Raw genomic sequence first — 19,649 nt, 5'->3', positions numbered from 1 at the left:
CATTAACAGACCGGCTTTCGCAATGCAGCAATGCGCCGAACGCAAAGCTTTTATCCAGAAGGCCCGGAAATGCCGCATATCATGTGCAATTTCGCATTTCTCCGCCTATTTTGCAGTCGTAAAATGGGAACGCATGACATTCACATCGTCGTGATTCGTCATCTTACGGCACGCGCTGCCGAATCTGGTGGCATCGTCGCCGCTGAAATAGCGCGGGCGATCGCTCTCATCCGTCACTGATTCGCGGCGATGGAGCGGCGAGTTTCTACGTCGGGTCGATATGATCAAAAAAGAGCGGCCGCTTCGTCAGCGGCCGCTCTTTCATTCAGTCCAGGCAGCCATCAAGCAGCGGCAAATGCCTTCTTGCCTTCGGCATCCAGCGCCGAAAACTCTTCATACGACAGCGTGATATTTACCGCCGCCGTGTTCTCTTCTAGATGTTTGACCTTGCCGGTGCCGGGGATAGGCAGCATGACCGGGCTGCGCTTCAGGACCCAGGCGAGCGCGATCTGGCTCGGAGCAGCGCCATGCTTCTTTGCGATGATGTCGAGCAGCGAGCCTTCCTTGGCGAGGTCGCCAGCGGCAAGCGGGAACCAGGGGATGAAGCCGATATTGTGCCTTGTGCAATAATCGAGCACGTCTTCGCTGGTGCGGTCGACGAGATTGTAGCGGTTCTGGACCGTCGCCACCTTGAAACGCTTCGAAGCGGCTTCGATGTCGGCGACCGACACTTCGCTGAGGCCCGCATGACGGATGATCTTGGCATCGAGCAGCGACTTGACGGCGTCGAACTGTTCGGCGGCGGGCACCTTGGGGTCGATGCGGTGAAGCTGCCAGAGATCAATCTGTTCGACACCGAGATTGCGCAGGCTCTTATGCGCCTGCTGAATCAGATATTCCGGGCGGCCCAGAGGAATCCACACGTCGGGGCCGGTGCGGGTCAGACCTCCCTTGGTGGCGATGACTACCTTGTCGCCATAGGGGTGGAGGGCTTCCTTGATCAGACGTTCGGAGACGTCAGGGCCATAGGAATCAGCCGTATCGATGAAGTCTATGCCGAGTTCCGGTAGGCGCTTCAGGGTGCGTATGGATTCATCGTGGTCCGCCGGCTCGCCCCATATGCCGGAACCGGTGATGCGCATAGCGCCGAAACCGAGACGATTGACGGTGAGGTCGCCGCCGATCTTGAATTGACCGGACTTGGCTGCGTTTAAATCTGTCATGATTTTCGTCCCTATAGTCTGGTTGACGTTATTCGAAATCCGTGGAAGCCGAGACCTGTTCCCAGGCGTCGAACTCGGTCTTGAGCAGGCCGAGCTTTTCGCGAACGAGACTGATGGCGTCGCGACCTAACAGAAGATGGGTCGGTGGGTTTTCCGATGCAATGAGCTGCAGCATAACTTGTGCCGCCTTCTTCGGGTCACCGGGCTGCTTGCCGCTGCGTTCGAGGCGGCGCTGGCGCAGCGGTTCGAAGATTTCGTCGTAATCGGGGATCGAGCGCTCGGCACGCACCATCGAGCGGCCGGCCCAATCGGTGCGGAAGCCGCCCGGCTCGATGGCAGTTACATGGATGCCGAAACTCTTGACCTCTTTGCCGAGGCTTTCGGAAATTCCTTCCAAAGCGAATTTGCTGCCATGATAGAAGGAAATGCCGGGTAGCGTGATGAGGCCGCCCATCGAGGTGATGTTAAGGATACGGCCGGCCCGGCGCTTGCGCATATAGGGCAGCACCGCCTGGATGACGGCGACAGGACCGAAGACGTTGACCTCGAACTGACGGCGCAGCTCATCGATCGTCGATTCCTCGACCAGACCCTCATGCCCATAGCCGGCATTGTTGACGAGAACGTCGATTGCGCCGATCTCCTTCTCGACCTCAGCGATGACGGGCGCAATGGCGGCGGTGTCGGTGACGTCGAGCAGTTTGCCGAAGGCGAAGCCCGGCTTCAGCGCTTCGAATGCCGCGCGGTCGGCTTCCTTGCGCAGCGTGCCGACGACCTTATGGCCGGCGGCAAGGGCGGCTTCGGCCAGCGCCCGGCCGAAACCGGAGGAAACGCCGGTGATGAAAAGTATTTGGGTATCGGACTTTGTATCGGACATGGCGATATCTCCGTGCTGAGTGCGATCAAGATAGGCCGAGATGACATTTTCGATAATCTCATCAATCCAAGATGACCCTTTTAGAAAAACTGATTAATCTCGGAGGAAAACGAGGCGTCGTTCGGAGAGCGCATATGCGTCAGGACGTGTTGGACGGGCTGGTGACCTTCGTCATCGTCGCGGAGGAAAAGAGCTTTTCGGCAGCCGCCGTGCGGCTCGGCGTGTCGCCCTCGGCGGTCAGCCAGTCGATCAGCAAACTGGAAGGCCGAATGCGGCTTGCACTTTTCAATCGCACCACCCGCAGCGTTAGCCTGACCGAGGCAGGCCAGCGCTATCTCGAACGCGTCGTCCCCGCCGTGCACGATCTGACGGCGGCCGCCCAGGAACTTGGCGACTCGGTCGACAGGCCCGCCGGACTGCTGCGCATCAATATGGCGCGCGCCGGCTATATGATCGCGCTTCAACCGATCCTAAGGGATTTCCTCGATGCCTATCCGGAAATCGAGCTGGAGGTGCGCATCGAGGGTTCCTTGGTCGATATAGTCGGCCAGGGCTTCGACGCCGGCATCCGCTTCGGCGATCTGGTGCAGCGCGACATGGTAGCCGTGAAGATCGGGCCGGCGATATCAGCCCATATCATTGCCGCGCCCAGCTATCTCGGACGATACGGAATTCCGAAACATCCGCACGATCTGCTCAACCACAATTGCATCGGCTTTCGCCATTCCTCCAGCGGGCAGGTCGAGCGCTGGGAATTCGAGAAGAATGGCGAGAAGATCGAACTTGCGGTCAACGGCCGGCTGATCCTCAACGATTCCGCCGCGCTGACGCAGGCAGCATTGGACGGTATCGGCATCGCTTATATGATCAACGGCTATATCGACCGCTTTCTGGACGACGGGCGGCTGGTGCGCATCTTGTCCGATTGGAGCCCGGCGCTTGCCGGCTTGACGCTATACTACGCCGACCGCCGCCGCGTACCGGCAAAGCTCAGGGCGCTCATCGACTTCCTGCGTCAACGGCGGCAGGTCGAACCGCCGCAGACGGCGGGCGCTCTGACCTGAAATCAGCGATCGGGATTGCGTTGCCGCAACAGCGTGCCGAACTCGGCAAGCGCGGTCCAGAGCTCTTCGAACACGCGATGGGCGTAATCCTGCAGTGACAGCTCCTGCGGCCGCTCATTCCAGCGCTCCCCGCCGACGCGCAACGTGCTGACCACGATCGCCGACAGCAGGCGCAGACGGAACTGCTCCTCATCGCCGCCGCCGAAGCGGGCACAAAGCGCATCCGTCAGCTTTTGTTCAAGCTTGGCATATTTCAACTGGTCGCGGGCACAAAGCGCCGGCGTCTCGCGGATCAAGGCGGCTATGGCGAAGTTCTGCTGATCCGACGAGGCGGCAAGCACTGCCGAGGTTAAAGCGCCTTCAATGACCTCGACGATCGACGCGTTCTTAGGCTGTGCGGCGATGGCATCGGCCAGTTCATCCGAGAAGCTGTCTTGCCAGGCGAAGACCACCTCTTCCTTGCTCGGGAAATAATCGAAGAAGCTGCGCTTGGAGACATCGGCCGCCTCTGTGATGTCCTCGATCGTCGTGCCGTCGAAGCCGCGCTGGAGGAACAGCGACAACGCCGCCGCTTCGATGCGCTCGCGCGTCTGGCGGCGCTTGCGTTCGCGCCGGCCTTCCTTCACTTCGCCGTCGATCCCGTTCGCGTCCGCCATGAACTACCCCGCTATGCACCCGCTTCCGGCCGTCCCAGATCGGCCGCGCCGGTTTCGGCAGCATAGGCTGCGAGCCCGGCATTACCGCTCTGACATTTGGAGCGGTCGATCGAGATCTCCAACGGTTTTCTACGTGAAATCCGGTAGACGCCCGCTGGCGGAATGTTACGCACCGTGCTGCCGATGCGCACCGCTTTCAGGCCGAGACGATCGAGGATCGACCGCGACACCGGGCAACGCGGGCCGTAGGTGAATTGATAGAAAGCGCCGCCGGACCTCATAGTGGCAAAGGCGCCGCCGACGATTGCGGCGATCTTGTCGGGGGACATGGAGAGCAACGGCAGGCCGCTGATGACGGCGCCGAAGGGCGCGTCGGCAAACAGGCCGCATTGGTCAAGCTGCGCCGCATCCATTTGCACCACGCGCGTCTCGGGAAAGCGGCCGCGCAATCGAGCGGCAAATTCTTCGCCAAACTCAATCAGCGTCAAGTCACTCTCGGAAAGGCCGCGGGCGAGCAGCGCGCGCGTGAAGACGCCGGTGCCGGGGCCGAGCTCGAGGATCGGTCCGTCGAGCGGTTCGATCTCCTGCGTCATCAGCCGGGCCAACCGCTCGCCGGACGGCGCAATCGCTGCGACGCGCATGGGATCGCTTACCCAGGACCGGAAGAACTGCACGAAATCAGCGCATGTCGTCTTTGTCGTCATCCCAGGAATCCAATCTAAAGCAAAGAAATCGAATATGCCGCGATTCAGGTCCGAGCAGAGTGGCAATTCGAAGGCACAGCCAGCAATTGCGCGGCCAATATTGCCGATACGCAAACCACAATTGCGATCCCAGGGCAATGCATTTTTTTAATTATTGTATTTTTGCGTTTAGTGCAAATTTATCTGGCGGCGCCTTTAAGAAGTGAAAAAGCTCGAAAGGACTCGACCGCTTGCGCAAGTAGAAAGCGTGGGTTATGTATATAGATAGGAAGCCTATCTATCTTTTGGATCGTCATGCGCGACAGCGGACATCTTCAGGAACTTGAAGAGGCAATGGCGCTTGCCGAAGCGCTGCGGCCTGCCCTTCATCGCCTTTATCGACAATTACGACGCGAAAACGACGAGCCCGGCATCTCGCCGCTGCAGGCGCTTCTTCTCGTCGCCATCCTCCAGCAGCCGGGCATTGGCGTCGCGGAGCTGGCGCGGCTGGAGAAGCTGCGCGGGCCGACGATATCGGGACATATCAAGGCAATGGAACGTGAGGGCCTCGTCACCCGCTCCGCGCCCGATCCGGAAGACCGGCGGCGCAGCGGTCTAATCGCCACGGACAAAGGGCGGGCGCTGATTCAAGGCATAAAGCAGCGGCGGACCGATTGGCTCGCCTTCGAACTTGCCAAATTATCACCTGAGGCGCGCGCTGCCATCCGTGCCGCCATCGGCCCGCTCGGAGACATCGGACAATGACCCAACACGTTCAACAGGTCGCGCCGCGGCCGGCAGCCACCGAAGGCGATACGCCTGACCGCCGTGAAATCCGTGCTGTCATCCTTGGCCTGATGATCGTGCTTGGCCTCGGCGCCATCGATCAGAGCATCGTCGCCACCGCCCTGCCGCGCATCGTCAGCGATCTCGGTGGCGTCACGCATCTCTCCTGGGTGGTCAGCGCCTATGTGCTGGCCTCGACCAGTACCATGCCGCTCTACGGCAAGCTCAGCGACCAATATGGCCGCAAGCCGATGATCTACGCGGCAATCCTCATCTTCCTTCTCGGCTCGGTGTTGAGCGGCATGGCGCAAACGCTGCTGCAGCTCATCATCTTCCGGGCCATTCAGGGCCTTGGCGCCGGCGGGCTGCTGCCCCTGGCACAAATCATCATCGGCGACCTCGTGCCGCCGGCCAGGCGCGGCCGCAATCAAGGCTCCATCGCCGCCGTCTTCGCCGTCTGCAGCGTGATCGGCCCGATCCTTGGCGGTATCATCACCGACCTCCTCTCCTGGCATTGGATCTTCTACGTCAACCTGCCGATCGGCGCAGTGGCGCTCGTCATGATCGGCCGCGCCTTGAAGCGGCGGCATCAAACCCGCAGCCGCCGCATCGACTATCTTGGCGCCATGCTGCTGACCGCCTGCACCACCAGCTTCCTGCTGGCGCTCGCGCTCGGCGGCAATGAATGGCCGTGGGATTCGCCGCAAATTCTCGGTCTTTGCGCCGCGGCCCTTATCCTCGGAATTCTCTTCGTCCTCCACATCAGGCATGAGCCGGAGCCGGTGCTGCCACCCGATCTCTTCCGCAACCGACTGTTTGTCATCGCCTGCCTCGTACTGGCCCTGACCTTCATGGGCATGCTCGGCGCGACCCTGTTCTTCCCGTTGTTCTTCCAGTTGGTGATGGGCGTCACCCCCTCGCATTCCGGCTTCCTGACGGGACCGCTGATGATCGGCTTCGTCATCTCCTCCATGCTCAACGGCCGCGTGCTGCTGCAGCGTTCCGGTCGCTACAAGCCGGCCCAGCTTTGCGGCCTCGGCCTTGCGACGGCGGCCTTCGCCACGCTCTCTTGGGCCATTGCGACCAGCAAGGGATTCGCGATCATCGAGCCGCCGATCTTCGCGCTCGGCCTGGGGCTCGGGCTGGTGATGCCGACCATGACGGTGGCGGTGCAGAATGCGCTGCCCCTTGCCCATCGCGGCGTCGGCACGGCAACGCTTGCCTTCTTCCGTTCGCTCGGCGGCCTCATTGGTGTCACCGGCTCCGGTGCGATCCTCGCCTATCGCGTGCGGCAGGCGACGGGCTCGTCCGACGGTCTATCGTCGCTGACCGAAGGCGGCCTCAAGCAGCTCGCCACCGCATCGCCGGAAGCCCACACCGCGGCCATAGCGCTTTACCGCCACGCCATCGCCATGACCTTCGCCACCGGAACCGCCATCGTCGCGCTGGCCTTGATTGCGCTGCTGTTCCTGCCGGAATTGCCGCTGAAGGCGCATCACGGCGATGGCGCCCAGCCGCCGCGCTGAAACCGACGCACAAGCCCCGGGTAAGTCCTTCGTCCTACAGTCGGCGGCATCTCTGATGCGCCGCCGGTCCGGCGTGCGTTCACCGACCGTCAAAGGCAGCTTCCGGCGCGATGGCCGCCGGAACCAGCCATATTGGGAAGGAACGACCTATGGTCTCCGCATTGACCACGACCCGCTTGCTCTCATCGCAAATGGCGCTGCAATTGCTGCAGACACCAGACGCTTCGCAGGATTCGAGCGACGATCCCCTTTTGGACGACAGCAGTAGCAGCAGCGATCTCTCCAGCCTGCCGTCGCAATCACAGGCATCGCTTACAAGCATGCTCAACGGCCTGTCGGCAAATCAAACCGACAGTTCCGCGGCAACGCAATCCGATCCGGACATGACCAGCAGCTCGTTCATGGATATTCTGAAACAAAACCTGCAGGACGCCGTCAAAAACGAAGGCAAGGGAGGCCAGGCTCAGGCCATGCTCGACGCCCTCGACAACGGCACGCTGACGGTTTCCGATCCGACGAAAGGCGTTTCGATCCAGGCGTGGGATGTCGATGCCGATAGCGAGCAGGGCACGACCAGCAAGACTGCCGACACGATCCCCACCACCGATTGGAACGACTTCCTGAAGGCTCATCTTGAGCGCGGCTCCGACGCAACCTTCGTGAAGAACGCCGACGGCAGTTTCGTCGACAAGACCACCGGCAACGAGGCCTATTTCGGCCAGGTCGGATCGCAGTACTACTACATCACCTGGCCGTCGGCATCAGCCGCTTCGGACACGAGTGCGTCGAACTCGGAAGTATCCGCGTCCGAAGAGACGAGCGCCTAAGCGTCCTTGAGGCAGGGGCGGCGTGATCCAAGGCGCATGGGGTGACCATGCCGCCGGCCATCAGCGGCGGGGGCACCGAGGACCGGGTAAGGACAAGCCTACCTTAGCCACGCCACAGAACTATTCCCCTCCCCGATCATCCGCCTGATATTCTTTAGAAAAATCGAAATGATTGTGTCAGCGCATGGCCTACACCCGATTGGGAATGAGGTGATCCAATCGAAGGATATCCGTCGCCTATTGGACTAGATGACAAAAATGTGAAGGACAATCACAGTTTTGTGAGATTTCCGAGACCTCTGTCATCCCGAAGGATTCCGATCATGCCTACAGCCGTCGTGACGAAGCCCGCTTCCCTCGATACCCGCAATATCGAGGTGAAACCGAACGCTTTCAGAGATGATTTCAATAAAAGGTCATTTCAATTCAGCCACAACTTGGTCGGTCATCGGTTGTTCTCGCTTCCGCGCCTTGCTGAACTTGCGAAATCGTTGCTTGCCGATACGAGCACGAGAAGTGTGCGCTGGCAGGCGGGCGGAGCACCGGTGGATGCCGGCTGGGCCGTGCCGCTGCACGACAAAGTGGAGAGCGTCAACGAAGCGATCTCGAATCTGGCGGAATCAGGTTCGTGGGTGCTGCTCTACAGCGTTCAGCGCGATCCCGAATATCGGGCGTTGCTTGATCAGCTCATGACGGAAATCCTCGCCGACACGGGTTGCTCGCGGGAGGAAGTCACCTGGGAAGACGCCTACATCTTCCTGGCCTCGCCTGAGGCTGTAACACCCTATCACATCGACCATGAAGCAACGTTTCTGTTCCAGATTCACGGCAACCGAACCGCCAACATATGGGACGCAAACGACCGTTCCGTCTTGCCCGACAACGAAATCGAAAAATACTACATCGGCGATCTCAACGCCGCCAAATATACCATCGAGAAACAAAGCAAGGCGACGGTCTATGCCTTGAACCAGGGCACCGGCGTCCACCACCCCTCGAAAGCGCCGCATGCTTTCAAGAACGGTGATATCTATTCGATCGCTCTCGGCATTCATTTCTGCGTGCGCGATTGCGACAGGCAAGCGGCCGTCTACCAGATGAACTATCTCCTACGGCGCTGCGGCCTGAAGCCGACATCGCCCGGCAAGTCCCAATGGCGCGACAAATTGAAGACCTCGATCATCGGAATGTTTTCCGACAAGAACCCTAAGACCAAGCACGACATGCTGCGCTCCGGCTTCAAGAAGCTGACCGCGCCGCTGCGCATCGTTCTGAAGTAAAGGTGGAGGGGCTGGGGAGCGCCGAACAGTTTTCGGCGCTTCCCAGCCATTCATTTCCGATGGGGTATGACGAAGGGGAATTGAATGCGGGATGAGGTCGCCGCCGCCGACTTCATCCGTTCATGGTTAAGCGGGCACAATCGCAGTATGCTGAAGCGCATCTTTATTCCTCAACGGCTTTGTGAGGTGCCCCATGAGCGAAGATACGGCCCGTTTCGTCGGCGATATTCCGCAGCACTACGATACCGGCCTTGGGCCGGTTATCTTTACCGATTATGCGGCCGATACCGCGCGACGCACCGCCGCCTGCAATCCACAGCGGGTTCTTGAGATCGCCGCAGGCACCGGGATCGTCACACGCTGCCTGCGCGATGCCTTGCCCGCCGGCGTGTCCCTGACCGCGACTGATTTCAATGCGCCGATGCTGGACATCGCCCGCACCAAATTCGGCGCTGCCGACCAGGTAGACTTCCAGACCGCCGACGCCACGCAGCTCCCCTTTGCAGACGACAGCTTTGACGCGGTCGTATGCCAATTCGGCCTGATGTTTTTTCCCGACAAGGACAAGGCCCACCGCGAAGCGCATCGTGTTCTTTCCTCCGGCGGCACCTATCTGCTCAACGTCTGGGACCGGATGGACTATAATCCCTACTCCGTCATCGCCCACGGGGTCCTCGGGCGCTTTTTCCCCGCCGATCCGCCACAGTTTTACACCGTGCCGTTTTCCTGTGCGCAAATCGACCCGATCAAGGAATCGCTCATCAACGCCGGTTTCTCCGACATCACGATTTCCGTCATAAGAGTGGAAAAGGAAATCGCCGATACCGCTGCCTTCGCCCGCGGCCTCGTCTATGGCAATCCCGCTGCCGAACAGATCCGCTCGCGCCAGGGCGCCGAACCCGAACAGGTCTTCGAGGCGATCCTGCAGGAACTTCGCCGCAGCTTCGGCAATAGCCAGCGGCGCATGCCTATGCAGTCCATTATGTTTTCGGCGAGGAAATTGTGATTTGGGCTGCGTTGCGGCTCGCATTCTCCCGTAAACCTTTGCCGGAGTTATCCGATGTCGCTTGTTTACAGACCTGCTCGGGCGGAGGATTTGCCAGCGACCGATGCTCTGGTGGTTGCCAGCATCAATGATCTTACCGTTCGGCACGGCTTCGGCCCGATGGCGGCAGCAAGTCCTCCCAGCTTTCAGATATTTTCGCTCAAGGATGACCCTGATGGCCTGTGGGTCGCAGAAGATGGCGGGGAAATTCTCGGCTTTGCCTGGAGTTGGGTTTGCGGCAATGTCTGGTTCCTCGCCCAACTGTTCGTCGATCCCGCCCGACAAGGCCAAGGCATCGGAAATGAACTATTGGAACGAACCATGGAGCATGCCCGGAAATCGGGGGCGACTGACAAGGCGCTGATTACTTTCACCTTCAATCGTGTCTCGCAGGGCCTCTACATGCGGCACGGCCTCTTTCCCAACATGCCGATTTACTTTTTCAGTGTGGCACGCGAACGGGTGAGGCAGACGCTGCCGGAACCGCCATTGCGTGCCATCGCGATCGACAACAGCACCGCGACCATGGAAGACCTTGTCGAGATCGATTCGCGTGCCATAGGCGTCTCGCGGGAGAAACACCACCGCTACTTGCTCGACGACCCGGCGACTACGGGGGTTTTGCTCTGCGCCGGCAGCGATCCTGTCGGCTACAGCTATATTGCCTCCAATGGGCACATCGGGCCGCTCGCGGTCACGCGGCCCGACTTTCTTCATGATGCCTTTGCGACTGCGTTGAAGCTGGCGGCAGATGGTTCCGCTGAGAATATATCGGCGTTCCTTCCAGGCACATGCGACAGCGCCTTGAGCCTTGCGGTCAAGCAAGGCATGCGGATCACCTTTCCGATGCTGTTGATGGCTTCGCCCGGCTATGGAGACTGGACGCAGTATCTGCCGCGAAATCCTGGCTTTATGTGATCCGACATCTGCCGGCAGCGCAACGGATTCGATTGCTGGCGGGCAGCTCGCCACCATCATCGTGGCTCGCCGCACGTAGCCCACATCTTGGCTGTGAAGAGCGCGTCAACTCTGCAGCTTACGCTGAGCTTACGCTTTGCCGTCCGCGGGCAAGTCCATGTTGTGCATGACAGCAATTGACCAGACGTCTTGTTCGCGCACGATCACCATGTTGATCAGCCCGTGGCGCTCTGGCCATTCATTCCCTCTCGGATCACGCGCGCCCGTCATGCTCCAGTGAATGTCGAGCGCGACAACATCGGGCCGGATAGGACGAATTTGCGTTTCGGTTGCTTCGAGCTGACTATCCTTGAACATCGTCTCGAATATGGGCCTGTGAAACTGCTCGATCGATGACCGGCCTCTTGCCTTCATTCCAAATACGTTCGTGAAATCAGCATCTTGCGCAAATATCGCGGAAAAGGCCCTGGCATCGTGGCTATTCCATGCGGCGACGAACGCATCAACGATCTGTTGCGCGGCTTGTCCAACGTCAGGATACAGTGACATCTCAAGTCCCCTATCTTAATATGGCTTCCATACTATATGGCAACCGGAATTAATTGGAAATATGGTAACGCCTTACACGCAGTCACTTCTGCTCTATGCCTATCAGGCCTCCGCACACGCGCTCACCGAGACGCTGCACAAGCGCGGCCATCCAGCCATTCGGCCGAAGCATGGCGCAATCTTTGCCAATATTGATGAAGAAGGAACCCGAGCCAGTCTGCTTGCCGAGAGGGCAGGTATGGGCAAGGCCGCGATGGGCGAACTGATTGATGATCTGGAACGCCTTGGCTATGTCGAGCGGGCGCCCGACCCTACGGACAGGCGCGCTAAGCTCGTCACCGCCGGTCCGAAGGCGCGACAGGTGATGCAGATCGTTCACGAATTTAACGACGGGAACGAACGACGATATCGTGAGCTTTTGGGAGAGCAAGCCTATCAGATATTGCGCACCGCCCTGCGGACCATCGCGGCAAAGGATGACATGCAGCCGAGGATGGGTTGAGGCAAAGCAGCAAGGGATGCCGGAAAGTGTGGGCGGTTTTCGGCGGAGTCCCGCTCCAACTACGTGATCGAGATCAGGCTGATTTTGGGCCGATCGGGCTTAAAATCATCTCGATCGAGATTGATGCCCGGCTGTTCCGGAATGATGGAGAAAATGGCGCACCCGAAGAGATTCGAACTCCTGACCCCCAGATTCGTAGTCTGGTGCTCTATCCAGCTGAGCTACGGGTGCGTGGCCGAAACGGAAGGAACCGTTGGCGTGGGCGGTTCTCTAAAGCGTCCTTCCGGGGAATGCAAGTGGATTTGTGAAAAAGATTGCGATTTTCGCTACGAGTATCGCGAAGAGGCTGAAAACGCTCAGTTTTCGTGAAAGCTGCGGCTGCGGTAGTCGTCGAGCGAAACCGGGCGGTCGGGAATTTCGATGCGGAATTGGGTGCCGGCGGCGGGTTTTTCCACCAGCGCGATGGTACCGCCATGGGCAAGCACCAGTTCGCGGGCGATCGCCAGCCCCAAACCGGTGCCGCCGGAGCGGGCGGAGCCGCGGAAGGCAGTGAAGAGGTTTTCCCGCGCCTTCTGCGGCATGCCCGGGCCGGTATCGTCGACGGTGATGCTGACGACGCTGCCAATGCGACGCGCAGACACCGTGATTCGTCGGATGCTGTCGGGCGCGGTCTCGGCAAAGGCGACCAGGGCCTGATGGGCGTTGCGGCAGAGATTGTGGATGATGCGGAACAGTTGCTCGCTGTCGGCATCGACCTCCAGATCCGGGCTCATCTGCACGACGAATTCGATGCCGCTATCAGGGTCGATTGCCAAGATATCGCGCACCTCGTCGATGAGTTCGAGCAGATGCACGCGGCGGCGGCGCGGGGCGGATTCGGAGGTCTGGCCGAAGGACAGCACCTCGGTCGTATAGCCGACGGCGCGGTCGATAGTGCGCAGCAGCTTTGGCGCAAAGCGCTTGACCATCGGGTCGTCGACATCGACCAGGCGGTCGGACATCAGTTGCGCGGCCGACAGGATGTTGCGCATGTCGTGATTGATCTTCGACACGGCGAGACCGAGAGCGGCGAGGTTCTTCTGCTGCTTCAGCGTCTTCTGCAACTGCGACTGCATGGAGGCGAGATGGCGGCCGGCCACGGCCAATTCGTCGCGTCCACCGTCCGGCACCAACACGCGGGCGGGGTCTTCTGGATCATCCGAATAGGTTTGCATGCTGTCGGTCAGGCGCCGGATTGGGCGGATCATCATGCGATTGATGGCAAAGAAGATCAGGGTCGCGGTGAACAGCGAAATCAGGATCGAGACGAAAAGGACACTGCCGGAATAGGCAAGCATGGCGCTGCGCAGCCTTGTGTCCTTCAGCACCACTTCGATGCCGGTGCCGGTGTCGCCGCCAACCGGACCGAAGACGCGGATGATGCGGTTGCCGCCGAACAGCAGCGTGTCCAGCGCATCGCGCATCGCTGTCGGCAGCGAGACGTCGCTCAAATCATATTGCTCGTCGACGGAAGCCGGCATCTCGGCGGTCGCCAACAGCCGCGAGGTGCCGTCCTTGCGCAACACGATGGCACGCGTACCCGTCGCCATCAGCGTTTCCTTCTGAAGCGCGCGGGGCAGTTCGACCGGTTGCAAGCCATCGATGACAATGGCGGCGGCGGCGGCCGTGTTCAGCCGGTCCTCCAGCCAGCGCAAGCGCATGTTGGCGACGGAGGGAACAAAGATCAGCACTTCGGCAAGCAGGATGAAAACGACCGTGAGCATCAGGAGCTTGCCGGAAAGGCCGCCGAAAATGCCAGTGGGGCGGTAGAAACGCGAGTGACCCCGAGCCTCGGCCTTGCTGCCTTCGCCGACGTTGCTGTCTTGCTCACTATCCATTTCGGCTGTCCCGCTTTGTTTCAAAGCGATCTGATGACGACATATCGAAGCAGATAATAGGAGATTGTGACAGTTTTTCCAATCGCCTCTATGGCAGCACGGCGGATTGGTTATGTCAAAAGACAGGAAAGGCGCGTCGCCGCGCCCTTCCGTCAGAACCCGGGCCGGATCAGAATTCCTCCCAGCCCTGCGCTGCCGGTGCTGCTGCCGTAGCGGCACCGCCCGCAAAGGCGCCAGCGACCTTGCCGAGCATTCGGCGTGCCGGCGATGCGACGGGACGATGCGTTTCGGTGCGCGCAGCCACCGGAGCGGAGGTAGCGCCCGTGTCGACCTTGAAGCGGGCAACGAGGCTGACGAGACCATCGGCCTCGGCCGAGAGGCGATGGGTAGCTGCGGAGGTTTCCTCGACCATGGCAGCGTTGCGCTGCGTCACTTCGTCCATCTGATTGACGGCTTTATTCACTTCCGTCAGGCCAGTCGATTGTTCGCGGGCGGCCGTTGCGATCGAATGGATATGATCGTTGATCTTCAAGACCCGCGCCTCAATCGCCGCCAGCGCCTCGCCCGTTGCCTGCACCAGCTTGACGCCCACTTGCACCTGATCGCCCGACTTGCTGATCAGCGCCTTGATATCCTTGGCGGCGGTGGCGGAGCGCTGCGCCAATTCCCGCACTTCCTGGGCGACGACGGCGAAGCCCTTACCGGCTTCACCGGCACGGGCAGCCTCAACGCCGGCATTCAACGCCAGCAGATTGGTCTGGAAGGCGATCTCGTCGATGACGCCGATGATCTGGCTGATCTCGCCGGATGCTTGTTCGATGCGGCCCATGGCCTCGACGGCGTTGCGAACCACCATGCCGGAATGAGCGGCGTTCTCCTTGGCTTCCGTCACCATGACGCTCGCCTCCTGTGCCCGCTCGGTCGAGCTTTGCACAACGGCGGTGATCTGGTCGAGCGCCGCCGAGGTCTCTTCCAGGGCAGCGGCCTGCTGTTCGGTGCGCTTGGAGAGATCGTCGCTGGCGCTGCGCAGTTCGTTGGTATTGGTGTTGATGGAGCCGGTCGTCTCGCGCACTTCGCGCATGGTGCTCTTAAGGGTCGCAAAGGTACTGTTGACGTTCTGCTGCAGCTCGGCGAAGGCACCGTGGAACTCGCCTCGCATCGTCTGGGTCAGATCGCCTTCGGCAAGGCTCGCAAGGACGCGGCGGACCTCGCCGACACCGGTGTCGACACTCGTCAGAAGTTCGTTGATGTTGCCGGCAAAACGATTGAGGTTGACGTCGCCATAATCCTTTTCGATGCGGCGGCTGAAATCGCCGGCCGCGGCAGCGGAAACGACGAGCGACATGCTGGACTGCAGGTCGTCGCTCTTGGCGCGCATCGCGGTCTCCTCGGCATTCATGCGGCGCACGGCATTGCCGTTCTGCTTGAATACGTCGACGGCGGCGGCCATCTCGCCGATTTCGTCGGCGCGTCCGGCAAAAGGAACCTCGATATCGAAATTGCCGTCAGCCACTTGCTTGATGGTCTCGGTCACCTTGCGGATCGGCCGGCTGAGATGCGCGGTGCCAATGTACATGCCGAGGCCGGCGCCGGCGCCGATCCCCGCCACCATCATGCCGAGCACGGCCCACATGACCGTCTGGCGGAAAGCCGTGACCTCGTCATCGACAACATCAAGCGCTGCCTTGTCGGTCTGAACGACCGCATCGATCTCAGCCTGGAATGCCTTGCGATTGGCGCGGTTGGCGTCGTTGTTGCCCTGTTTGTTGGCGGCCTCCGGACTTTCCGCTACACCGAGCCGAGCGGTCTCGGTTCTAAATGTGCGGAATTCCTTCGCGCGATCCTGCAATTTGGTGAATTCGGCTTTCTGCTCTTCGGGGACCAACGGCGACCAGGCGGCAATCACCTTGTCGATCTCGTCAAGATCTTTCATCAATCCGTCGGCGAAGTTCTTGGCATCCTTGGTGGTACTGGAAGCATAGATGCCGCGCGATTCCATCACGACCGCGGTGACGTAGCGGTTCAGGCGCTCGCCCATATAGGCGCGGCTTGACGCAAGCTCATAGGCATCGAGCTGCCCGTCATATTGATCGACCGCATAAAGAGCGGTTGCGCCGATCAAAAGCGCGGCACCAGCCATCACGGATACGAGCAGATTGATTTTACCACGAATCTTCAACGATATGCTCCCTAGAAGCGGAAGACCCCCAAAAAGCCAGGGCTTTTCCCGACATATCTCTAGATATCGACTAAAATCATTAATGTTGTCTTGCGATATCTTTAATATAAATTTCGAAACACTTTCAATGAGCTAGCAAACTCCTAGCAACAACCACGTTTAATATTGGAAACTTATTAGTTAATCCGGTTGCCTGCGACTTTCATCGCGCTCACGCACTGGTTGAGCAAAGTATCTTTTGACGAGAGAAGCCGGATTCTGAGAATCTGCGCCGGTATAATTGACTTCCGGGGCCTTGATCCTTATAAGCCCGCGCACGTCCGGTCATGGAGCCTGCCTTTGCAGGCCAAGCCCGTTCGCCATAATCAACAACGCTCCTTGCTTTTAAAGCAAAGCTCAAGAAGGGCCGCACTCCGCGGTGTTTAAATAAATGAAGCGTACCTATCAACCATCCAAGCTTGTCCGCAAGCGTCGTCACGGTTTCCGTGCGCGCATGGCTACCAAGGGCGGCCGCGCGGTTCTCTCCGCTCGCCGTAACCGCGGTCGCAAGCGTCTTTCGGCCTAAGGGCCGGAATGCCCGATAAGATGGCGGGCGAATTGACGAATGAACGACCCAAAAAGACTGTCGGGCGGCTGAAAAGCCGGCCGCAGTTTCTTGTAGTCCGTGAAGGCGAAAAACGCAGGGGAAGCCTCTTCCTCATTGAAGTGCTGGACCGCAAGCTCACCGACGCCGAACCTCGCGTTGGTTTTACCGTCACCAAAAAACATGGCAACGCGGTCGAACGCAACCGCATGCGGCGCAGGCTGAAAGAAGCCGTGCGGCTTCATGCGGGGTTTGCAATGCAGCCCGGACACGACTATGTGGTTGTCGCGCGGCGCGATGTGCTGACCGCACCTTTCGAGAAACTGGCGAGCGAACTCGTCAGCCGCATCGAAACCAGGCCGAAACACCGGCGGCCGGAAACGGACCGCTCCAGGAAAGTATGATGGAAAACAACCGCAATTACTTCATAGCAATTGCCCTGTCTGTGCTGATTGTTCTCGCCTGGCAGTTTTTCTACATGAACCCGCGTCTCGACGCGCAGCGCCAGGCCGAGCAGGCCGCCAAGCTGCAGCAGCAGACGCAGCAGGCTCAGTCGACGCAGACGCAGACGCAGGCCCCGGCCGCAGGCACCCCCGTGAACGGCTCGTTGCCCGCGAACGACCAGACCGCACCGACGACCCTCAACCGCGATCAATCGGTTGCCAAAACGTCGTCCTCGCGCGTCGCCATCGACACCGCCGCGCTTGCCGGTTCCATCAATCTGGAAGGTGCACGCCTCGACGATCTGCAGCTCAAGACCTATCACGAGACGGTCGACAAGAGCAGCCCGATCATCACGCTGTTCAGCCCGGCCGACACCAAGGACGGCTATTTCACCGAGCTCGGCTATATCGGCAGCGACGCGACCGGCGCCGTTCCAGGCCCCTCGACGATCTGGACCCTTTCCGGCGGCGACAAGCTGACTGAGAAGACGCCGGTGACGCTCTCCTACACCAACGACAAGGGCATCACCTTTACCCGCACCATTTCGGTCGACGATCATTACATGTTCACGATCACCGACAAGGTCGCCAATGCCGGTCAGGCGCCGGTGTCGCTGTCGAGCTATGGCCGCGTGACCCGCTACAACAAGCCGACCACGCCGACGGCCTATGTCCTGCATGAAGGCTTCATCGGCGTCATCGGCGATGACGGGCTGATCGAGACCAAATATACCGCCGCTGAAAAGGAAGCCGTCAATCCTGCGAAGGCGACCGGCGGCTGGCTCGGCATCACGGACAAGTACTGGGCCGCAACGATCGTGCCGCCGCAGTCGACCGCCTACGATGCTCACTTCTCGCATTTCACCGACGGTCAGCCGCGCTACCAGGCCGACTATAAGCAGGATGCCATCACCATCGCTCCTGGCCAGTCGCAGGAACTGAAGAGCCTGGTCTTCGCCGGCGCCAAGGAAGTGCCCGTCATCGACCGCTACGAGACGAGCTATTCGATCCCGCGTTTCGACCGCCTGATCGACTGGGGCTGGTTCTATTTCATCACCAAGCCGATGTTCAAGTTGATGGATTTCTTCTTCCACTTCTTCGGCAATTTCGGTGTCGCGATCCTCTGCACGACCATCGTCGTCAAGGCGCTGTTCTTCCCGCTCGCCAGCAAGCAATATGCCTCGATGGCGAACATGAAGCGCATGCAGCCGAAGATGGAAGAGCTGAAGGCCAAGTTCGGCGACGATCGCATGGGGCTGCAGCAGGCAACGATGCAGCTCTACAAGGAAGAGAAGATCAACCCGATCGCGGGCTGCTGGCCCGTGCTCTTGCAGATCCCGATCTTCTTCTCGCTGTACAAGGTGATCTACATCACCATCGAGATGCGCCACGCGCCGTTCTTTGGCTGGATCCAGGATCTTTCCGCTCCCGATCCGACCTCGATCGTCAACCTGTTCGGCCTGCTGCCGTTCGCCGCTCCGACTATCCTGCATCTCGGCGTCTGGCCGCTGATCATGGGCGTTACCATGTTCCTGCAGATGCGCATGAACCCGACGCCGCCCGACCCGACGCAGGCGATGATCTTCAACTGGATGCCGCTGGTATTCATGTTCATGCTGTCGAGCTTCCCGGCCGGCCTCGTGATCTACTGGGCCTGGAACAACACGCTCTCGGTCATCCAGCAGTCGATCATCATGAAGCGCCATGGCGTGAAAGTGGAACTCTTCGACAATCTGAAGGGCCTGTTCAAACGAAAACCGGCGCCCTCGAAATGACGATACAAGCCCCGCTCCGGCGGGGCTTTTTCGTTATTGGGTGGCAAGTGCCGTCAACTGCGATCGCCGAGAGGGCGAAAGCGTACGAGAAAGCGCCGCGCTGGGGCAGTTTATGCAGTAAAAAGCCGATGCACGTCATACAAGATGGCGCTCTTCTCGTCCGCCATCCCGGCGAACTTCACATCCCGCCGAGAAGTTTGAAAGCGATCAGCCACATGACGCAGGCAATGATTGCCTCGAGAATGCGCCATGATGCCGGCCGCGAAAAGATGGGCTTCAGTCGGGTCGCGCCGTATCCCAGTGAAAAGAAGAACAGGAACGACCCTGTCGTGGCCCCTGCGGCAAACTCCGCCTGATGACCTGGAAAGCGCGTCGCGATCGTTCCGAGAAGCACAACGGTGTCGAGGTAAACGTGAGGATTGAGCCAAGTCAGTGCAAGGCACATGGCCATGGTCTTACCGAAGCTCGCCGAATTGCTCTTCGCCACCGACAGAGCGCCGGTGGATCGCAGCGCGGATAACAGGCTTTTCGCCCCATACCAGACCAAGAACGCGGTCCCGCCGTAGCGCATGAGGGGATCGAGCCATGGCAGCACGTCGACGACCTGCTTTAAACTCGTGACCCCGATCACGATGAGGACAGCGTCCGACAGTGCGCAGGCAAGGCAGACCGCGAAGACGTACTCGTGGCGCAAACCTTGGCGAAGGATGAACGCATTCTGCGCGCCAATGGCGACGATGAGACTTAGCCCCATCGTCATTCCGGTAAAATATGTCGAGAAATCCATGCCGATATTGCCCGCCTCAAAAGCCTCGCGGCTCCATAGACCCGATCGCCGATTTAGGATACTTAAACC

The 19,649-nt window shown here is 59.9% G+C and carries 19 protein-coding genes and 1 tRNA gene; 11 read left to right on the top strand and 9 right to left on the bottom strand.

All coding sequences use genetic code 11. The features are described from left to right. Positions 1 to 341 precede the first annotated feature (341 nt). Positions 342 to 1,223, bottom strand: a complete 882-nt coding sequence (locus NXC24_RS02630; RefSeq protein WP_104821885.1) for an aldo/keto reductase — start codon at positions 1,221 to 1,223, stop codon at positions 342 to 344. A gap of 28 nt (positions 1,224 to 1,251) precedes the next feature. Continuing rightward, positions 1,252 to 2,100, bottom strand: a complete 849-nt coding sequence (locus tag NXC24_RS02625) for an oxidoreductase (protein WP_104821884.1) — start codon at positions 2,098 to 2,100, stop codon at positions 1,252 to 1,254. A gap of 134 nt (positions 2,101 to 2,234) precedes the next feature. On the opposite strand from NXC24_RS02625, the gene NXC24_RS02620 reads away from it, so the two are divergent. Next, positions 2,235 to 3,164 carry a LysR family transcriptional regulator gene (locus NXC24_RS02620; protein WP_104821883.1) on the top strand — a complete coding sequence of 310 codons (930 nt, stop codon included), beginning with the start codon at positions 2,235 to 2,237 and terminating at the stop codon, positions 3,162 to 3,164. Positions 3,165 to 3,166: 2 nt separating this feature from the next. On the opposite strand, the gene NXC24_RS02615 is transcribed toward NXC24_RS02620, so the two are convergent. Both NXC24_RS02615 and NXC24_RS02610 read right to left on the bottom strand, forming a co-directional pair. Further along, the gene (locus tag NXC24_RS02615; protein WP_104821882.1) at positions 3,167 to 3,820 is read right to left on the bottom strand and encodes a TetR family transcriptional regulator; all 654 of its coding nucleotides are present in this window, start codon (positions 3,818 to 3,820) and stop codon (positions 3,167 to 3,169) included. An 11-nt stretch (positions 3,821 to 3,831) separates the two neighbouring features. Beyond that, on the bottom strand, positions 3,832 to 4,524 hold the full coding sequence (locus tag NXC24_RS02610; RefSeq protein ID WP_104824968.1) for a methyltransferase domain-containing protein: 693 nt from the start codon (positions 4,522 to 4,524) through the stop codon (positions 3,832 to 3,834). 294 nt (positions 4,525 to 4,818) lie between these two features. Here NXC24_RS02610 and NXC24_RS02605 point away from each other — a divergent pair, with 294 nt between their 5' ends. The 6 genes from NXC24_RS02605 to NXC24_RS02580 all read left to right on the top strand — a co-directional run bounded on the left by NXC24_RS02605 (position 4,819) and on the right by NXC24_RS02580 (position 10,885). Then, on the top strand, positions 4,819 to 5,268 hold the full coding sequence (locus NXC24_RS02605; protein WP_104821881.1) for a MarR family transcriptional regulator: 450 nt from the start codon (positions 4,819 to 4,821) through the stop codon (positions 5,266 to 5,268). Then, positions 5,265 to 6,815, top strand: a complete 1,551-nt coding sequence (locus NXC24_RS02600) for an MDR family MFS transporter (RefSeq protein ID WP_104821880.1) — start codon at positions 5,265 to 5,267, stop codon at positions 6,813 to 6,815. The genes NXC24_RS02605 and NXC24_RS02600 overlap by 4 nt, the downstream gene beginning before the upstream one ends. Before the next feature lie 149 nt (positions 6,816 to 6,964). Beyond that, positions 6,965 to 7,642: a hypothetical protein gene (locus NXC24_RS02595; RefSeq protein ID WP_104821879.1), complete on the top strand. Its 678-nt coding sequence runs from the start codon at positions 6,965 to 6,967 to the stop codon at positions 7,640 to 7,642. 323 nt (positions 7,643 to 7,965) lie between these two features. Continuing rightward, positions 7,966 to 8,922, top strand: coding sequence for a transcription factor (locus NXC24_RS02590; protein WP_104821878.1), 957 nt, complete (start codon positions 7,966 to 7,968; stop codon positions 8,920 to 8,922). 193 nt (positions 8,923 to 9,115) lie between these two features. Further along, positions 9,116 to 9,928, top strand: a complete 813-nt coding sequence (locus tag NXC24_RS02585; RefSeq protein WP_104821877.1) for a class I SAM-dependent methyltransferase — start codon at positions 9,116 to 9,118, stop codon at positions 9,926 to 9,928. A gap of 54 nt (positions 9,929 to 9,982) precedes the next feature. Then, a complete protein-coding gene (locus NXC24_RS02580) occupies positions 9,983 to 10,885 on the top strand; it encodes a GNAT family N-acetyltransferase (protein WP_104821876.1) in 903 nt (300 codons plus the stop codon). 129 nt (positions 10,886 to 11,014) lie between these two features. On the opposite strand, the gene NXC24_RS02575 is transcribed toward NXC24_RS02580, so the two are convergent. Further along, a complete protein-coding gene (locus NXC24_RS02575) occupies positions 11,015 to 11,434 on the bottom strand; it encodes an SgcJ/EcaC family oxidoreductase (RefSeq protein ID WP_104821875.1) in 420 nt (139 codons plus the stop codon). Between the two features lie 61 nt (positions 11,435 to 11,495). Between NXC24_RS02575 and NXC24_RS02570 the strand changes: the two genes are divergently transcribed. Beyond that, positions 11,496 to 11,936: a MarR family winged helix-turn-helix transcriptional regulator gene (locus NXC24_RS02570; protein ID WP_104821874.1), complete on the top strand. Its 441-nt coding sequence runs from the start codon at positions 11,496 to 11,498 to the stop codon at positions 11,934 to 11,936. A gap of 154 nt (positions 11,937 to 12,090) precedes the next feature. On the opposite strand, the gene NXC24_RS02565 is transcribed toward NXC24_RS02570, so the two are convergent. From NXC24_RS02565 to NXC24_RS02555, 3 genes are all read right to left on the bottom strand, one after another. Then, positions 12,091 to 12,167 (bottom strand) — tRNA-Arg (locus NXC24_RS02565). Positions 12,168 to 12,292: 125 nt separating this feature from the next. After that, positions 12,293 to 13,813 carry a HAMP domain-containing sensor histidine kinase gene (locus tag NXC24_RS02560; RefSeq protein ID WP_104821873.1) on the bottom strand — a complete coding sequence of 507 codons (1,521 nt, stop codon included), beginning with the start codon at positions 13,811 to 13,813 and terminating at the stop codon, positions 12,293 to 12,295. Between the two features lie 169 nt (positions 13,814 to 13,982). Further along, on the bottom strand, positions 13,983 to 15,992 hold the full coding sequence (locus NXC24_RS02555) for a methyl-accepting chemotaxis protein (protein WP_104821872.1): 2,010 nt from the start codon (positions 15,990 to 15,992) through the stop codon (positions 13,983 to 13,985). A gap of 430 nt (positions 15,993 to 16,422) precedes the next feature. Here NXC24_RS02555 and rpmH point away from each other — a divergent pair, with 430 nt between their 5' ends. The 3 genes from rpmH to yidC are packed head-to-tail and all read left to right on the top strand — an operon-like array spanning position 16,423 to position 18,793. Next, entirely contained in the window at positions 16,423 to 16,557 is a 135-nt protein-coding gene (gene rpmH / locus NXC24_RS02550) for a 50S ribosomal protein L34 (RefSeq protein WP_041677194.1), read from the top strand. Positions 16,558 to 16,577: 20 nt separating this feature from the next. Further along, complete coding sequence (rnpA, locus tag NXC24_RS02545; protein ID WP_104821871.1) at positions 16,578 to 16,979, top strand: ribonuclease P protein component; 402 nt, start codon at positions 16,578 to 16,580, stop codon at positions 16,977 to 16,979. Then, positions 16,979 to 18,793: a membrane protein insertase YidC gene (gene yidC, locus NXC24_RS02540; protein ID WP_104821870.1), complete on the top strand. Its 1,815-nt coding sequence runs from the start codon at positions 16,979 to 16,981 to the stop codon at positions 18,791 to 18,793. The genes rnpA and yidC overlap by 1 nt, the downstream gene beginning before the upstream one ends. A 178-nt stretch (positions 18,794 to 18,971) precedes the next feature. Here the strand turns inward: yidC and NXC24_RS02535 are convergent, their stop codons facing one another. Then, positions 18,972 to 19,580 (bottom strand): LysE/ArgO family amino acid transporter, encoded by a 609-nt coding sequence (locus tag NXC24_RS02535; protein ID WP_104821869.1) that lies wholly within the window; start codon positions 19,578 to 19,580, stop codon positions 18,972 to 18,974. Positions 19,581 to 19,649: the final 69 nt, after the last annotated feature.

This window comes from Rhizobium sp. NXC24, assembly GCF_002944315.1.
In the GTDB taxonomy this organism is placed as follows: Bacteria; Pseudomonadota; Alphaproteobacteria; order Rhizobiales; family Rhizobiaceae; genus Rhizobium.
This window is presented reverse-complemented; position numbering and strand designations above follow the sequence as displayed.

Bases quoted from the DNA above. Each gene is read 5' to 3' on its own strand.
- NXC24_RS02560 (WP_104821873.1), bottom strand. From the start codon at position 13,813: ATGGATAGTGAGCAAGACAGCAACGTCGGCGAAGGCAGCAAGGCCGAG.
- NXC24_RS02595 (WP_104821879.1), top strand. From the start codon at position 6,965: ATGGTCTCCGCATTGACCACGACCCGCTTGCTCTCATCGCAAATGGCG.
- NXC24_RS02610 (WP_104824968.1), bottom strand. From the start codon at position 4,524: ATGACGACAAAGACGACATGCGCTGATTTCGTGCAGTTCTTCCGGTCC.
- NXC24_RS02600 (WP_104821880.1), top strand. From the start codon at position 5,265: ATGACCCAACACGTTCAACAGGTCGCGCCGCGGCCGGCAGCCACCGAA.
- yidC (WP_104821870.1), top strand. From the start codon at position 16,979: ATGGAAAACAACCGCAATTACTTCATAGCAATTGCCCTGTCTGTGCTG.
- NXC24_RS02585 (WP_104821877.1), top strand. From the start codon at position 9,116: ATGAGCGAAGATACGGCCCGTTTCGTCGGCGATATTCCGCAGCACTAC.
- NXC24_RS02615 (WP_104821882.1), bottom strand. From the start codon at position 3,820: ATGGCGGACGCGAACGGGATCGACGGCGAAGTGAAGGAAGGCCGGCGC.
- NXC24_RS02590 (WP_104821878.1), top strand. From the start codon at position 7,966: ATGCCTACAGCCGTCGTGACGAAGCCCGCTTCCCTCGATACCCGCAAT.
- NXC24_RS02620 (WP_104821883.1), top strand. From the start codon at position 2,235: ATGCGTCAGGACGTGTTGGACGGGCTGGTGACCTTCGTCATCGTCGCG.
- NXC24_RS02535 (WP_104821869.1), bottom strand. From the start codon at position 19,580: ATGGATTTCTCGACATATTTTACCGGAATGACGATGGGGCTAAGTCTC.
- rnpA (WP_104821871.1), top strand. From the start codon at position 16,578: ATGGCGGGCGAATTGACGAATGAACGACCCAAAAAGACTGTCGGGCGG.
- NXC24_RS02580 (WP_104821876.1), top strand. From the start codon at position 9,983: ATGTCGCTTGTTTACAGACCTGCTCGGGCGGAGGATTTGCCAGCGACC.
- NXC24_RS02570 (WP_104821874.1), top strand. From the start codon at position 11,496: ATGGTAACGCCTTACACGCAGTCACTTCTGCTCTATGCCTATCAGGCC.
- rpmH (WP_041677194.1), top strand. From the start codon at position 16,423: ATGAAGCGTACCTATCAACCATCCAAGCTTGTCCGCAAGCGTCGTCAC.
- NXC24_RS02575 (WP_104821875.1), bottom strand. From the start codon at position 11,434: ATGTCACTGTATCCTGACGTTGGACAAGCCGCGCAACAGATCGTTGAT.
- NXC24_RS02605 (WP_104821881.1), top strand. From the start codon at position 4,819: ATGCGCGACAGCGGACATCTTCAGGAACTTGAAGAGGCAATGGCGCTT.
- NXC24_RS02625 (WP_104821884.1), bottom strand. From the start codon at position 2,100: ATGTCCGATACAAAGTCCGATACCCAAATACTTTTCATCACCGGCGTT.
- NXC24_RS02630 (WP_104821885.1), bottom strand. From the start codon at position 1,223: ATGACAGATTTAAACGCAGCCAAGTCCGGTCAATTCAAGATCGGCGGC.